A 14,649-nucleotide genomic window follows, 5' to 3' on the forward strand; every position below is an offset into this window, starting at 1 on the left:
CGCCCGCCGGCTCAAGACCCTGCGCGGCCTCACCCCCTACGAGTACATCTGCAAGATCTTTACAAGCGAGCCGCAACGCTTCAGGCTCGACCCGCTCCACCAAATGCCGGGACTAAACATCTAGCGCATCGTGCGGAAAAGCGGATTCGGTTTTCCGCACGATGCGCTCTTCAAAAAGTGGACCCACTCTTGGGCCCGATGCTCTAGAGATAAGCAATCGACAGGGCCGGGATCATGGCGATGACGAGAAGACCGATGAAAAGCGCTCCGATATAGGGCCAGATGGCGCCCATGGCCTCGTCCGGCGAGACATTGCCGATCTTACAGGCGATATAGAAGCCGATGCCGATGGGCGGCGCCATCAGGCCCACATTCATCGCGGTTACGACCACCATGGAATAATGGATGTCGTTGATGCCGAGATTCTTCGCGATCGGGAACATGATCGGCGCCATCAGCACGATGGCTGGGAGGCCTTCGAGCACGCAGCCGAGCACCATGAAGACGGCAATCGTCACCAGCATATAGGTGATCCAGCCGCCCGGCAGATCGGTGACCAACGCGGCCATCTTGAAGGCGAAGCCGGTCTGCGTCAGCGCCCAGGCCATGGCCGAGGCGGTGCCGAGGATGACCAGAATCGCACCCGAGAGGGCCGCCGTCTCGACCAGCATATCGTAGATCTTGCCGGGCCGGATGCCGCCATAGAGCACCATGCCGATGATCATGGCATAAAGCACAGCGATGGTGGACACCTCGGTTGCCGTCGCCACGCCGCCGCCGACCGCGCTGCGGATCAGGAAGGGCAGCACGAGAGCAGGAGCCGCAACCGCCAGCGCCTTGCCAACCGCGCTCAACGGAGCCCGCCGGATGCCGTCCATCACCTCGCCGCGGGCCTTCCAGCGCGCGAGGATGGCAAGGCCGACGAGCAACACCATGGCGATGACGAAGCCCGAGGTGAACAGGCCGGCAATGGAGACGCCGGCGACGGAGCCGAGCACGATCAGCACGATGGAGGGCGGCACCGTATCGGCCATGGCAGCACCGGTCGCAAGCAATGCGATCATCTCCTTCGGCTTATGGCCGCGCCGCTTCATTTCCGGGAAGAGGGCCGGAGCGACGGTGGCCATATCCGACACCTTCGAGCCGGAAATGCCGGAGACAAGGAAGAGCGAGCCGAGCAGCACATAGGACATGCCGGCCTTCACGTGCCCGAGCAGCGATGCAAGGAACTCGACGATCGCCCTGCCCATGCCGGTGGCATCGAGAATGCAGCCTAAGAGCACGAAGATCGGAACCGACAGGAGGATGAGGCTCGACATGCCCTCGTCGATGCGCCCGATCATCACCATGGTCGGCACGGAGCTGGTAAAGGTGAGGAAGGTGAGCGCGCCGAGCCCGAAGCAGAAGGTGATCGGCACGCCGATGGCGAGGAAGAAGGCAACGAAGCCGACGAGGAAGATGAGAATATTGATGTGGCCGAGGGAGGGCAAGGATGGGGAGACGAGCCACAGCAGCGCGCCCGCAACAGCAATCGTCGCCGCTGCCGCGATGATCTCGGACATCCTGGCGGCGCGCAAGGTTTCCCGGAGCGCCAGCAGCGCCATCAAGCCGATGCCGACCGGGAGAGCGGCGACGCGCCAGCTCATGGGAATGTTGAGGGCGGCCGACGTGATGAAGGATTCCTCGATCACGTAGTCGATGGCAGGCCACAGCATGCCGAGGAGAAAGACCGCAACGAGCAGCGGTCCCAATGCGCCGAAAAAGCCGCGCAGCTTCTCCGGAAACATATGCAGGAACAGGGTCAGGCGAAGGTGCTCGTTGCGGTCGATGGCGATGACGGCGCCGAGCATGGCAAGCCAGAGGAAGCAGAAGGCGGCCGCCTCATCGATCCACACGATAGGGAGCGAAAGCACATAGCGCGAGGTTACGCCCATCAGGAGCAGACCGATGATCGCCACAAGGATGGCAGAAGCGATCATCTCGATAGGCTTGAGGAGCGCTGAACCGCTTTTCAGGCCGGTCGGCATGTCCTCGATTTCGCCGATGGCGATGCTCTCTGTTGCCATGGTCATTGTCTCCTCCGTCGTCTTGGGCTGTGTCTGCTGCTTTTGTTCTTCGTTGGTGTAGATGGTCGCTGTCAGGGAAGATTTTCCCTGAAGACGACCTCGACCCTCATGGGATCGGGCGGGCTGAGTTTTTGCCCCTCCCGCAGGTCGCGGAACAGGGCGGCGCATTTTGCGATGGTGTCTTCGGCGCTCTGGGTGATGACGGCATCCATCGTGCCGTCGAGAAGGAACTCGCGGGTGTCGCTCGTCAGCCCGTGACCGACGAAGACCACGCTCTTCTCGCGCCGCGCATCCTTGAGCGCACGGCCGATGCCGGAAGCGCCACCGCCGATATTGTAGATGCCATCGAGATCGGGATGGTGGGAGAGGAGCGCCCGCATCTGACGGTAGTTGAGCGCCTCGTCGTCATGTCGCTCGCGCAGGCCGACGACCTCGATGTCGGGGTAGAGTTCCTGTAGGATGTCGAGGAAGCCCATCTCGCGCTCGCCATGGGCGCGGTAGCTCAGGCTTCCTGCGATCATGGCGACCTTGGCGGGACGCTTGCTGATGAAACGCGCCAGAAGATAGCCCGCCATGCGCCCGGCGGCCCGGTTGTCGAGGCCGAAATAGGCAGTGCGGGCTGGGCTCGCCACATCGGAGATCAGCGTCACCACCGGCGTGCCGGCGGCCGTGATGCGGTTGACGGCCTCGCGCACCATTGGATGCTCGATGGCCATGAAGGCGATGCCGTCGGCGTGCTTGGCATGACGATGCAGCGCCTTCGCGAGCAGGTCGGGATTGAAGCTGTCGATGTACTCGACCGTGGGCTTGAGCGAAAAGCGTTCGAACTGCGGCACCATCTCGTTGATCATGCGGCCGAGCATCGTGATGTAGCGGTTGGTACCCTGGGGCAGGATGAAGGAGATCTGAGCCAGCGGACGCACATCCCGGATCCGCTCGTCGCTCTCGTCCACGTAGCCGAGCTCCGCCGCGGCCTTCATGACCCGCTTGACCGTCGCCGCCTTCACGCCCTGCCGGCCGTTGAGAACCCGGTCGACGGTGGCCGTCGAGACATCGGCAAGCCGCGCGATGTCCACGATTGTGGCGCGTCGGGTGAGGGAAGAAGTATCGACCAGAATGCTCATGGAGTTACATCAAAATACATCAAAATTTTGATTTGACCGCATCATTAATATGACTGATTTTTCTTTTCGCAAAGAGCAAAACCATCTTTTCGGGAGGAATCTCGCCATGCCCATCAGCCGCAGGACGCTTCTCAAAGGCATTGGGGCAGCTCCGGCCACCGTCAGCCTGTTCTCGATCCCGCGCTACGCTCACGCCGCCGAGATTACGCTGCGCTACGGCAACAACCTGCCGCTCAGCCATCCGCTCAATATCCGCGCCAAGGAAGCCGCCGACCGGATTGCGAAAGAGACGAACGGTCGCGTCGAGATGCTGATCTTCCCGGCCAACCAGCTCGGCGGCGATACGGACATGCTCTCCCAGGTGCGCAACGGCGCTCTGACGTTCTTCACGCCTTCCGCGCTGGTGATCGCGACCCTCGTGCCGGTGGCTGCGATCAACGCCGTCGGTTTCGCGTTCAAGGATTACAATCAGGTTTGGGCCGCCATGGACGGTCCTGTCGGTGCCTTCGTCCGCAAGGCGATCGCCGATTCCCGGCTGCATGCGCTCGAGACCATGTGGGACAACGGCTTCCGCCAGATGACGACGAGCGGCGCACCGATCAAAAGCGCGGACTCGATGAAGGGCCTGAAGATCCGCGTTCCGGTGAGCCCGATCAGCATCTCCATGTTCTCCGGCCTCGGTGCTGCGCCGGCGAGCCTGCAGTTCAGCGAGGTCTACACCGCGCTGCAGACCAAGGTGGTCGACGCGCAGGAAAACCCGCTGCCGATCATCCAGGTGGCGAAGCTCTACGAGGTGCAGGCGTCCTGCGCGCTCACGAACCATATCTGGGACGGCTACTGGTTCATCGCCAACGGCCGCCAATGGTCCGGCATGCCGGCCGATGTGCAGGAGATCGTCTCGCGCGCCATCAACGAGGTGGGCCTGAAGCAGCGCCAGGATATCAAGACTCTCAACGAATCCGTGCAGGCCGATCTTCAGAGCAAGGGACTGGCCTTCAACCAATGCGACACGGACAGCTTCCGTGCGAAGCTGCGCGAGGCCGGCTTCTACAAGGAATGGAAGCAGAAGTTCGGTCCCGAGGCCTGGGGCCATCTCGAGAGCGTGGTCGGCACGCTCGCCTGACGGACGTCGCGGGATTCGATGCAAACCATTGGATCCCTTCTTTCCTCGGGCGCGGTTCAGGACGCCGCGCCTCCATCAAAACTGCAGGTAGGATATGAGCCGATTTCTCGGAGAGATCAGGCAGGCAGGCTACGTTGTCGACGACATCGAGGCCGCCATGGATTATTGGTCGCGCGTTCTCGGCGTCGGCCCGTTCTTCTACAAGGAGCAGGTGCCGATCGTGAACTACACCTATCGGGGTGAGAGCTACCGGCCGCACAATTCGGTGGCGCTCGCCAATTCCGGTCCGCTCCAGATCGAACTCATCCAGACCCGCAACGACGCGCCCTCCATGTATCGCGACTTCAAGCAGTCCGGCCATCGCGGCCTGCAGCATGTTGCCTACTGGACCGAGACCTACGATACCGATCTCGAGCGACTGATGAAGCAGGGCTTCGTTCCCGTGATGAGCGGTGAGGTCGGCGAGCGCGGGCGCTTCGTCTATTTCGACACCGAGTACCACCCGGGCACCGTGATCGAGCTGTCGGAAGTGGCGGGGCCGAAAGGCAAGATGTTCCAGCTGATCAGGGAGGCCTCGGAAGGCTGGGACGGGCGCAATCCCGTCCGGCCGTTCCCTGATCTCTCGCAGCTTTGAGACTCGCCATGTCGGACGAACATTACGAGGCGACCTATCTCGTCGAAACGCCGCTGCCGCTCGAGAGGGTGGCCGAGGTCATTGCTGGCGAGCAATCCTGCGGCACCTTCACCCGCGTCGAAGGTGAAACCGACGAGTTGCGCGAGCGGGCCCGCGCCAATGTCGTCGCGATCAGGGATCTGGGTGAGGTTGCGCAGCCCTCCGTCCACAGTGCCTGGCTCGACCACAAAGATGTGTCGGCGCCCTCCCGCCGCGGCGAGGTGGTCGTACGCTTCCCGGTTGCGAATGTCGGCGTCAACCTCTCGACGCTCGCCGCGACCGTGGCCGGCAATCTCTTCGATCTCGGCGAGGTGACCGGCCTGCGGCTCGAATCCCTCAAGCTGCCCGGCACCTACCGGAAGGCTTATGCGCTGCCCCGCCAGGGCATCGCAGGAACGCGCCGGCTGACCGGCGTCGCGCAGGGCGCGCTCATCGGCTCGATCATCAAGCCAAATGTCGGACTGCGGGCAGAAGAAATCGCGTCGCTGGTGGAACGCCTGTGCGCGGCCGGACTCGATTTCATCAAGGACGACGAGATCGCTGCCAACCCGATCCACGCGCCTCTGTCCGCCCGTATCCCGGCCGTCATGGCTGCCGTGCGCCGGCATCAGGACAGAACCGGCAAGCATGTCATGGTCGCCTTCAACATCACCGACGAGATGGACGCCATGCGCCGGCATGCGGATCTGGTGGCAAGCGAGGGCGGAACCTGCGTCATGGCGAGCCTGAATTGGTGCGGCTTCTCCAGCATCGAGACCCTGCGACGCAGCACGGATCTCGTGATCCACGGTCACCGTAACGGCTACGGCGCGTTCTCCCGTCATCCCGCGCTCGGCATCGGCTTCCAGGCCTATCAGACGCTCTGGCGCCTGTCCGGCGTCGATCACATGCACGTGCATGGCCTGGGCGGGAAATTCGCGCAGGCCGACGAAGAGGTGGTGGACAGCGCAAAGGACTGCCTGACACAGCTCTGCGACTCGGACGATCGGGTGATGCCCGCATTTTCCTCCGGGCAATGGGCCGGAACGGTGGAGCAGACCTATCGTGCCGTGAACACCTCCGACCTTCTCTTCATGGCAGGCGGTGGGATCATGGCTCATCCAGGCGGTCCGGCGGAGGGTGTCGCCAGCATCCGCGAAGCCTGGCGGCTCGTGGAATCCGGCGAGAGCGTGAGCAGCGCCCGCACGCAGTATCGTGCGCTCGCCGATGCATTCGGCTTCTTCGCGAAGCATTAAAGGGACGGAGGCTGCCGTGATGCCGTCCTATGGATGGTACGGAGATGATTTCACGGGCGCGACGGATACGCTCGCGACGCTGGCGCGGCGCGGCCGCCGCGCTTTTCTTTTCCTGCGCGTGCCGCAGGCACAGCAACTGGCGCAGGTCGGAGATCTCGACGCCGTCGGCATTGCGGGTGCGGCACGTGCGATGTCGCCGGAGGAGATGCGGAATGAGCTCGCGCCAGTAGGCGCGTTCTTCCGCGATCTCGGCATCCGCATCCTGCATTACAAATGCTGCTCGACCTTCGACAGCGCACCGGAGCTCGGAAACATCGCGGTGGCCGCTGCGATCCTACGTGAATATGTGACGCACGAAACTGTTGCCATCGTCGGCGGCCAACCGTCGCTCGGACGATACTGCGCCTTCTCCAACCTATTCGCGTCCTTCGGTGCCGACGGCGACGTCTTCCGCCTCGACCGTCATCCGACCATGAGCAGGCATCCGGCAACGCCGATGAAAGAGGCCGACCTGTGGCACCATCTCGCGGCTCTCGGTATGACAGATATCGGAGCCATTCACTGGCCTCTGCTGATCGGTGATCCAGACGCCCTTGCCATGGAATGGCAGCGTCTGTCCCGGACGGCCGCTACTGTGCTGCTCGATGCGCTCGACGGGCGGCATGTGGAAGCTATCGGCCGTTTGCTCCGAACCGAGAGCGGACAACGGTCACTGCTGGCTCTCGGACCCAGCAGTGTCGCGGAAGCCTTCTTCGAGACGAGAGAACCGACGGTGAGTCCGGTGCCAGTTTCCACGGATGGGCCTGTACTTGCCTTCGTGGGAAGCCTCTCGCCGACGACCAGGGCGCAGGTGGCGGCCGCACAATCTTACAGGCGCCTCGCCATCGATCCTGCCAGCATCCTGTCCAGCGCCGACGTGCGTGAGCGGATCGTTGCGAAGGCCGTGGCCATGCTAGCCCAGGGCGAGCATGTCATGCTCTCAACGGCTCCCGAGGCAGGCGATGCTCCTCACGCTGCGGCTGCCAGTCTCGCTGAAGTCAGCGCTTCACTCGTCGACGCGATCCTGCGGCGTCATCCCGTCCGTCGATTGGCGGTCGCCGGCGGCGACACGTCGAGCCGGATCGTCGGTCGTCTCGGCTATTGGGGGCTTGGCTATCACAGCCAGATCAGCAACGGCGTCGCCATCAGCCTGGCACGTAGCGACGATGCCTCGAGAGATGGCATGCTCGTGATGCTCAAAGGCGGCCAGATGGGCCACGACCGGTTGTTCGAGTCGTTCCTGGAGAGAAACTCGGGCCGGTGAGCAGAAACGCTCGCTTATGCTCCTCTGCATATCATTCGGAGCAAAGGTGCGGCAGGAATTCTCGACCAGTCCTGCAGTAAGTGCCGGCAGCCTTGTCCACGCAGTTAAATGGCATCAGGCGCTCTGGTATTGCCATCGAGACGCTCCTGCACCTGTTGCTGGATATTCTCGATCGCCTCTGTGCAACTTTCTGCGAAGGTGTTGAGGGAACGGGGGCTACTCGTGTTCTGGTTCTTATGCAGACGTACCGTATAGGGAATTGAGAACGACAGACGGCGCATCTCCACACCCTGATTGAGGCAATGCATTGCGCTGATCGGGTTGATGATCGACACCCCGACGCCTAACGACACCAGAGAACAGACCGATGCCGCCGTGGACACTTCCATTCTCAGCCGACGGGTCACGCCATGCTCGCGAAAGACATTGTCCAGCTTGCGCCGATACATATCCTCGGCCGAGAAGTAGATGAAATCGACGCCTTCGAAGTCGGCAGGAGCCAGAACCTCCTTTTGGGTGAGCGGGTGCCCTTTGGGCGCAATGCAAACCTGCTCACCGGCGACGACGCTGGTTGAGACCCATCCATCAAAGCCAAGATCAGCCTCGACGATGCAGAAGTCGTAATGCTGAGCGGAGATGCCGGTGGCCGGGACCGTGTTGCCAAGCGCATAGATGCTCAGGCGGATGGATTCGTTATCCTGGACGAAGTCCCGACATAGGGGAGGGAGGAGGGTTGTGCTGTAGGCGGGCATGCACACGATCTTGATATGGGAGGAGGCATTGGCACGAATGGCCTCGGCGGTCCGCCCGATCTCCTCTAGCCCGACAAAGGACCGGCGTACCTCGCGGTGCAGTGAAATCGCCGCCTCGGTCGGAACAAGAGATCTGCCTTTACGGACGAAGAGCTGAAAGCCAAGGGAATGCTCGAACTCTTTGAGCTCCCGGCTCACGGTCGGCTGTGAGGTGCGCAGAGTGATGGCGGCCTGCGTCACGCTTCCGGCCAGCATGACGGCATGGAAGATCTCTATGTGTCTAGGAGATATCGTCACACTTATTGTGCCTTATATCAAAAATGAATGAATTGAGCAGAAGTTGATATTTGAAGAAAATTTTCGCCTTTGTCACCATCTATCGAAATTGGTCGCGCTAAGCACCCGAGAGAGGTGGGCGATAATGGCCGGTGAGGGGCTAGGGCTATGGGGAGTGGAGCGATATGACTAACCGCGTTCTTGTGGCGGAGTTCATGCACGAGACGAACACGTTCAGTGTTCAAGTAACCGACGAGAACGCATTCAGAAACAGCTGCTACTATCTCGACAACGATATTCCTGGCGCGTTCGCAGGCACACGCACCTCGATGGGAGCCGCGTTCGAGGCGGCCGAGAGATACGGCTGGAGGGTAGTCCACCCCATAGTGACCTCGGCCAACCCGTCCGGCCGCGTGACGGATGCTTTCTTCGACGCCATATCGGAGCGGATTCTCAGCGCCTGCGACGGAGTAGACGGGGTTCTGCTGCATCTGCACGGCGCGATGTCGACGCAGTCGCACGATGACGGCGAAGGAGAACTGCTTGCCCGCATCCGCTCCCGGGTTGGCGCGGAAACGCCGATCATGGCTGTGCTGGACCTACACGCGACACTGACGCAGAAAATGGCTGACAATGCCAATGCGCTCATTTCCTATCGGACCTATCCGCATGTCGATCAGTACGAGCGGACTTGGCAGGCCGCAGAGCTTCTCGAAAAGGCTATGGCGGGAGAGGTGACGCCGAAGGTCGCAGTGTCTCGCCGGCCGATCCTGTATGCGCTGGACGGTGGGCGCACCACCTCGCCACCCATGGTGGAACTTCTGCGCCGCGGTGACCGGATCGAGGCTGCTGGACAAGCCCTCGCGGTGAGCATCCAAGCCGGCTTCTCGTCGGCCGACGTCCACGACATTGGCCCGTCGGTTGCGGTGACAGCTAATGATCTGGCAGCTGCGCAGTCCATCGCTGACGAGCTGATGGATTATGTGTGGGATCAGCGGGCGTTTTCGTCCATCCAGTTCACGCCGCTGGACGTTGCCATCGCGAAGGCCAAGGCCGGCGAGAAGGGCGCCGACAGACCTCTCATCATCGCTGATTACTCGGACAATCCCGGCTCCGGCGCCTATGGCGATGCGACCCACCTTCTCAAGGCTGTGCTCGACGCGGATCTGCAGAATGTCGGCTTCCATGCCATCTGCGATCCCGAAGCCGCCCTGCAGGCTCAGGCAGCGGGTGTCGGCAACAGCGTCACTCTCAAGCTCGGAGGCAAGGTCGATCCTTCCATGGGCGGTGGTCCCATTGAGATAACGGCCTACGTGGCGGCTCTGACAGACGGCAGCTTTATCGCCTATGGGCCGATGGGCGGCGGTGCACGACGCAACTACGGCCTGAGCGCCCTATTGCGCGTCGGTGGTGTCGAGATCATCGTGATCAGCTATAACGGGCAGGCAACGGACCTTGGGCAGTTCACGTCGCTCGGGGTCGATCCGACCCGCAAATCGACGGTCATCGTCAAATCGATGCAGCATTTCCGCGCCGCATTCGAACCGATCGCCCGGGAGGTGATCGAGGTCGATACCGGGGCATTGTCCACGCGAAACTTCATGGACCGGCCATACAAGAATATCCGCAGGCCCATCTGGCCTCTCGATGCACTATGACCGATCCGCTCTGCTCGTCCGGACGGAGCTCTGCTGCGGGCGGATGAGCACCCAGGAATGCACTTAAGGAGAAAGCCGCCGTGTCGCCAAAAGCAGATGTTGTTTTGCAGAACGGTCCGATCTGGTGCGGACGAGAGGAAGGAGTGGCCGAGGCCATCGCAATCTGGCAGGGGCGGGTCCTGGCTGTTGGACGGCAGAGCGAAATTGCGCCGCTTATCGGTCCGAAGACGCGTGTGATCGACCTGAATGGCCGCCTGGCCACGCCAGGACTCAACGATTCGCATCTGCATCTCGTTTCCCTTGGTTTCATGATGAGCTGGGTTGATGCGACGCCTGCGGCGGCACCGAGCCTGGATGCGCTTCTCTCCGGAATTCGGACGCGCGCTGCCAAGACCCGTCCAGGCGAATGGATCCTTGCTCGCGGCTACGATCAGACCAAGCTCGACGTGAAGCGTCATCCATACCGCACCGAGCTTGATGAGGCCGCACCTGACAATCCCGTCATGCTCGTGCGTGCATGCGGTCATATATCGATCTGCAATTCGCGTGCGCTGGAACTCGCAGGGATCAACGAGAATTCTTCTGCCCCGCCCGGAGGTCTGATCGAGCAGCGCAACGGCAGTCTCACCGGTCTCCTGGCCGAGAATGCCCGTGGGCCTGTCTGGGCCGTCATTCCGTCGCCGGCGGAAGACGACCTGGTTGCTGCCATTGAGCGCGGCGGCCGCTATCTCCTGTCCTACGGCATCACGAGTTGCATGGATGCCGCGGTCGGCCAGCGAGGGGGCTTTGCGGAAATCGCCGCCTATCACCGAGCCAAGCGGGAAGGCCGGCTGCCTGTCAGAACCTGGTTGACCCTGCTGGGAGATCCTGATCGTACCATCGTGCCTCAGTGCTACGAGGCAGGTCTGATTTCCGGCACAGGCGACGACATGCTGATGATCGGTGCCGTCAAGTATTTCCTCGATGGTTCTGCAGGTGGTCGTACGGCATGGATGTCGAAACCCTATCTCGGCGAGGATCAGACGACGGGCATCAAGATTCTGACGGATGATGAACTCAATGAGCTCGTCATGGATGCTCACGCCAAAGGATATCAGCTTGCATGCCATGCGATCGGCGATGCTGCAATCGAGCAGCTGATTACCGCCTATGAGCGCGCTCTTGCCGCGATCCCCGATCCGGATCGACGCCACCGCATCGAGCATTCCGGATTCTCAACGCCCGAGCAGCATCGGCGCATGCTCAAGGCCGGCATCTATCCCTGCCCGCAACAGGTCTTCATCTATGATTTCGGTGATGCTTATGTGTCGGTGCTCGGGGAGGAGAGGGGACTGAGCAGCTATCCCTTCAGGACTTGGTTTGATCTGGGCCTGAAACCCGCAACGGGAAGCGATGCGCCCGTGTGCGATCCCAATCCATTCCCCAACTTCTACAGCATGCTCACACGCAAGACCTGGAAGGGCACCGTCATGGATGCCCGCGAGCGTGTCACGATCGAGGAGGCTCTTCAAGCATTCACCGAATTTGGGGCATTCTCGCAAAAGCTGGAAAACACCAAGGGGCGTCTTGTCGAAGGGCAGCTCGCCGATGTCGCTGTATTCTCCCGCAATCTCTTGACTGCGACGCCCGAGGATATTCTTGACAATACGTACTGCGATCTTACGATCCGAGAAGGTGCGATTGTTTATGATCGTCTTGGCGTGACTTAGAAAACGAAGAGGGGCGCGCCCAGATAGTGGATTGCACTTGCAACGGAATACTCGAGACCGAGCGGTTCGGCAGCAGCCGGTTATGCCGCGAGGCTCGTCGTCATGAGGGAGGATCAACCGTGTTGAAGAAGTTCATCGCAACAACAGCGCTTGCCTTGGTTATCGGTGGCGTTGCCGAAGCGCAGACACCGCGTCAGGGCGGCACGATCCGCTTTACGGCACCGTATGGCTCAAGTTTCGCAAACCTCGACATCCATACATCGAACCGGGCCCAGGACGAGATCTGGGCGAAGGCGATCCACCGCGCGCTTTATAACTGGGATGCAAATGCCAACAAGCCGGTTCTCGAACTGGCCAAGGAGGTCACAGTCTCCGGCGACGGCCTCGTATATACGTTCAAATTGCGCGACGACGCGTTCTTCCACAATGGTCGCAAGATGGCGGCCGGCGACATTATCTGGACCTTCACGCGTCTGATGGATGGCGCGAAGGGCTATCCCGGTGCGCGCTATGTGCGTATCATCAAGGGGGCGATAGACGTAGAGAAAGGTCAGGCGAAGGAGATTTCCGGCCTGAAGAAGATCGACGATCAGACCCTTGAGATGACGCTGACCGAGAAAGTCGACCCAGGTTTCAACTTTTACCAGGCCATGACGTCGATCTATCCAGCGGATGAAGCATCGAAGGACAGTTTCGCGACAAAGCCGATTGGCCTCGGTCCCTACAAGTTCGTCGAATACGTCCCCGGCTCCCGTCTTGTCGCGGAGCGCTGGGAGAAGTTCTACAAGCCGGGCAAGCCCCATGCCGACCGGGTCGCGATCTCGATCATGGGCGAGGCCTCGGCTCGCGATGTCGCCTTCCGCAACAAGGAGATCGATGCCTCGATCCTGGGCCCGACGCAATACATCGCCTACAAGGCCGATCCGGAATTGTCGAAAGGGCTTCTCGAAGTCCCTGAGGTCTATACGCGTGTCATGGGCATGAATCCGAACTTCAAGCCCTTCTCGGACAAGCGCGTTCGCCAAGCCATCAACCATGCCATCGATGCCGATCTCATCATCAAGCGTCTTGTGAAGGACAAGGCCTACCGCGCAACCAGCTGGCTTCCGATATCCTCTCCCGCCTACGACAAGGATATGAAGCCCTACGCCTATGATCCTGAGAAGGCGAAGAAGCTTCTCGCCGAGGCGGGATATGCGGAAGGTTTCGAGTTCGAGTGGACTGCGACCTCCAATGAGAGCTGGGGTATTCCCATCGTCGAGGCGGTGATCCCGATGCTGGAAAAGGTGGGCATCAAGGTCAAGATCAAGCCTGTCGAGGGAACTGTTCTGTCTGAAGTCGCGCGCAGCGGCAACTATCAGGCCTTCATCTGGTCGAACACTTCCGGGCCGGATCCGCTGACCTCGCTCAAGTGCTTCCACTCGGCGACACCGCAGACGGCCTGCAACTACACGCAGTTCAAGAATGCCGAGTTCGACAAGTTACTCGATGAAGCTGCAGCGACGGACGATCAGGCCAAAAGGCTCGATAATCTGAAGAAGGCGAATGCGATCCTCCGCGAGGAAGTCCCGATGTGGTGGTTCAACTATAACAAGGCCGTCATGTCCTATCAGCCCTGGCTCAAGGGGCTGCAGCCGAACGCGACGGAGCTGGCGATCCAGAACTATGAGGACATGTGGGTCGACGCATCGTCGCCTGCCGCCAAGTAAGCTGCGTTTGAGCTGACGCTCACTTCTGAAATGCAGTTCCTGACGCTCCCGGGTTTCTCGTGGGGCGTCAGGTGGAGTTTTGAATGCTCTCCTTCATCGTGCGGCGTCTGCTGCAGACATTGCCCATCATTCTGGCCGTGGCGGCTCTCGTCTTCGTGATGTTCAGCGTCATTCCAGGAACCTTCGCGTCGAGCATGAGCGACGACGGCCGCAGTGTGCTGGATGCCGAGGTCATGGCGCGCATGAACAAGGAATTCGGACTTAACGATCCGGTCTATGTCCGGTTCGGCAAGTACGCTGCCCAGCTCGCAACCTTTGATCTCGGCACCTCCTTCCGCACTAGGCAGCCCGTCGCGAGCGTCATCGCCGAACGCTTGTGGCCGACGGCGCAACTCGCATTCGCCGCCATGCTGTTTGCTATGATCGTCGGCGTCCCCCTCGGCTTTATCGCGGCCTTGCGACCTGGGAGCTGGATCGACACCGTTTCCATGGTCGGCGCCGTGTCGGGCCTGTCTCTGCCAAAATTCTGGCTCGGCCTGATGCTGATGTACCTGTTCGCTCTGGTGCTGGGCTGGCTTCCGAGCTTCGGCTATGGCGGTGGCGACCTGCGCTATCTCATCCTGCCATCCATTGCCCTCGGCGTCGCGCCGCTGGCGTTGTTGGCCCGGACGACCCGGGCGGCCGTACTTGAGATCATGAATGCTGATTTCGTGCGCACGGCGCGCTCGAAAGGCATGAGCGAGAGTAAAGTCGTTCGCTGGCACCTGACACGCAACGCGCTGGTCATTATCCTCACGACCATCGGCCTCCAATTCGGTACGGTCATCGGGCAGGCCGTGGTCGTCGAGAAGCTGTTCTCCTGGCCCGGCCTCGGTTCACTGCTCGTCGACAGCGTCACCTTGCGTGACATTCCTGTTGTGCAGGGCTCGATTCTGGTGATCGTCCTGCTCTTTCTCCTTATCAATACGCTCGTCGATGTCCTCTGCGCTGTCATCGATCCGCGCATCAAGTATAGCTGAGG

General features: G+C 61.1%; 11 protein-coding genes and 1 pseudogene. 9 read left to right on the plus strand and 3 right to left on the minus strand.

The window, feature by feature from the left end; genetic code table 11:
- Nucleotides 1-124, plus strand: a pseudogene (locus ACS5Q1_RS14510) (IS481 family transposase); the annotation flags it as partial.
- Between the two features lie 79 nt (nt 125-203).
- Here the strand turns inward: ACS5Q1_RS14510 and ACS5Q1_RS14515 are convergent.
- On the minus strand, nt 204-2,072 hold the full coding sequence (locus tag ACS5Q1_RS14515) for a TRAP transporter large permease subunit (RefSeq protein WP_473098865.1): 1,869 nt from the start codon (nt 2,070-2,072) through the stop codon (nt 204-206).
- Between the two features lie 65 nt (nt 2,073-2,137).
- Nucleotides 2,138-3,190: a LacI family DNA-binding transcriptional regulator gene (locus ACS5Q1_RS14520; RefSeq protein ID WP_473098866.1), complete on the minus strand. Its 1,053-nt coding sequence runs from the start codon at nt 3,188-3,190 to the stop codon at nt 2,138-2,140.
- Nucleotides 3,191-3,296: 106 nt separating this feature from the next.
- On the opposite strand from ACS5Q1_RS14520, the gene ACS5Q1_RS14525 reads away from it, so the two are divergent.
- The 4 genes from ACS5Q1_RS14525 (at nt 3,297) to ACS5Q1_RS14540 (ending at nt 7,524) form a co-directional block, all read left to right on the plus strand.
- Complete coding sequence (locus tag ACS5Q1_RS14525; protein ID WP_473098867.1) at nt 3,297-4,313, plus strand: TRAP transporter substrate-binding protein; 1,017 nt, start codon at nt 3,297-3,299, stop codon at nt 4,311-4,313.
- A gap of 94 nt (nt 4,314-4,407) precedes the next feature.
- Nucleotides 4,408-4,947, plus strand: coding sequence for a VOC family protein (locus ACS5Q1_RS14530; RefSeq protein WP_473098868.1), 540 nt, complete (start codon nt 4,408-4,410; stop codon nt 4,945-4,947).
- Between the two features lie 8 nt (nt 4,948-4,955).
- Nucleotides 4,956-6,221, plus strand: coding sequence for a ribulose-bisphosphate carboxylase large subunit family protein (locus ACS5Q1_RS14535; protein WP_473098869.1), 1,266 nt, complete (start codon nt 4,956-4,958; stop codon nt 6,219-6,221).
- A gap of 19 nt (nt 6,222-6,240) precedes the next feature.
- Entirely contained in the window at nt 6,241-7,524 is a 1,284-nt protein-coding gene (locus tag ACS5Q1_RS14540) for a four-carbon acid sugar kinase family protein (protein ID WP_473098924.1), read from the plus strand.
- 104 nt (nt 7,525-7,628) lie between these two features.
- Here ACS5Q1_RS14540 and ACS5Q1_RS14545 read toward each other — a convergent pair whose 3' ends face one another.
- Nucleotides 7,629-8,573 (minus strand): LysR family transcriptional regulator, encoded by a 945-nt coding sequence (locus tag ACS5Q1_RS14545; protein WP_473098870.1) that lies wholly within the window; start codon nt 8,571-8,573, stop codon nt 7,629-7,631.
- A 164-nt stretch (nt 8,574-8,737) separates the two neighbouring features.
- Here ACS5Q1_RS14545 and ACS5Q1_RS14550 point away from each other — a divergent pair, with 164 nt between their 5' ends.
- The 4 genes from ACS5Q1_RS14550 to ACS5Q1_RS14565 all read left to right on the plus strand — a co-directional run bounded on the left by ACS5Q1_RS14550 (nt 8,738) and on the right by ACS5Q1_RS14565 (nt 14,647).
- The gene (locus ACS5Q1_RS14550; RefSeq protein ID WP_473098871.1) at nt 8,738-10,210 is read left to right on the plus strand and encodes a M81 family metallopeptidase; all 1,473 of its coding nucleotides are present in this window, start codon (nt 8,738-8,740) and stop codon (nt 10,208-10,210) included.
- Nucleotides 10,211-10,290: 80 nt separating this feature from the next.
- Complete coding sequence (locus tag ACS5Q1_RS14555) at nt 10,291-11,919, plus strand: amidohydrolase (RefSeq protein ID WP_473098872.1); 1,629 nt, start codon at nt 10,291-10,293, stop codon at nt 11,917-11,919.
- 122 nt (nt 11,920-12,041) lie between these two features.
- Nucleotides 12,042-13,628: an ABC transporter substrate-binding protein gene (locus ACS5Q1_RS14560; protein WP_473098925.1), complete on the plus strand. Its 1,587-nt coding sequence runs from the start codon at nt 12,042-12,044 to the stop codon at nt 13,626-13,628.
- 83 nt (nt 13,629-13,711) lie between these two features.
- Nucleotides 13,712-14,647, plus strand: coding sequence for an ABC transporter permease (locus tag ACS5Q1_RS14565; RefSeq protein ID WP_473098873.1), 936 nt, complete (start codon nt 13,712-13,714; stop codon nt 14,645-14,647).
- Nucleotides 14,648-14,649 lie beyond the last annotated feature (2 nt).

The sequence above is a fragment of the Microvirga sp. GN3 genome (assembly GCF_055792825.1).

Coding starts and splice junctions, on each gene's coding strand:
- ACS5Q1_RS14515 (WP_473098865.1), bottom strand. CDS start 2,072: ATGACCATGGCAACAGAGAGCATCGCCATCGGCGAAATCGAGGACATG.
- ACS5Q1_RS14520 (WP_473098866.1), bottom strand. CDS start 3,190: ATGAGCATTCTGGTCGATACTTCTTCCCTCACCCGACGCGCCACAATC.
- ACS5Q1_RS14525 (WP_473098867.1), top strand. CDS start 3,297: ATGCCCATCAGCCGCAGGACGCTTCTCAAAGGCATTGGGGCAGCTCCG.
- ACS5Q1_RS14530 (WP_473098868.1), top strand. CDS start 4,408: ATGAGCCGATTTCTCGGAGAGATCAGGCAGGCAGGCTACGTTGTCGAC.
- ACS5Q1_RS14535 (WP_473098869.1), top strand. CDS start 4,956: ATGTCGGACGAACATTACGAGGCGACCTATCTCGTCGAAACGCCGCTG.
- ACS5Q1_RS14540 (WP_473098924.1), top strand. CDS start 6,241: ATGCCGTCCTATGGATGGTACGGAGATGATTTCACGGGCGCGACGGAT.
- ACS5Q1_RS14550 (WP_473098871.1), top strand. CDS start 8,738: ATGACTAACCGCGTTCTTGTGGCGGAGTTCATGCACGAGACGAACACG.
- ACS5Q1_RS14565 (WP_473098873.1), top strand. CDS start 13,712: ATGCTCTCCTTCATCGTGCGGCGTCTGCTGCAGACATTGCCCATCATT.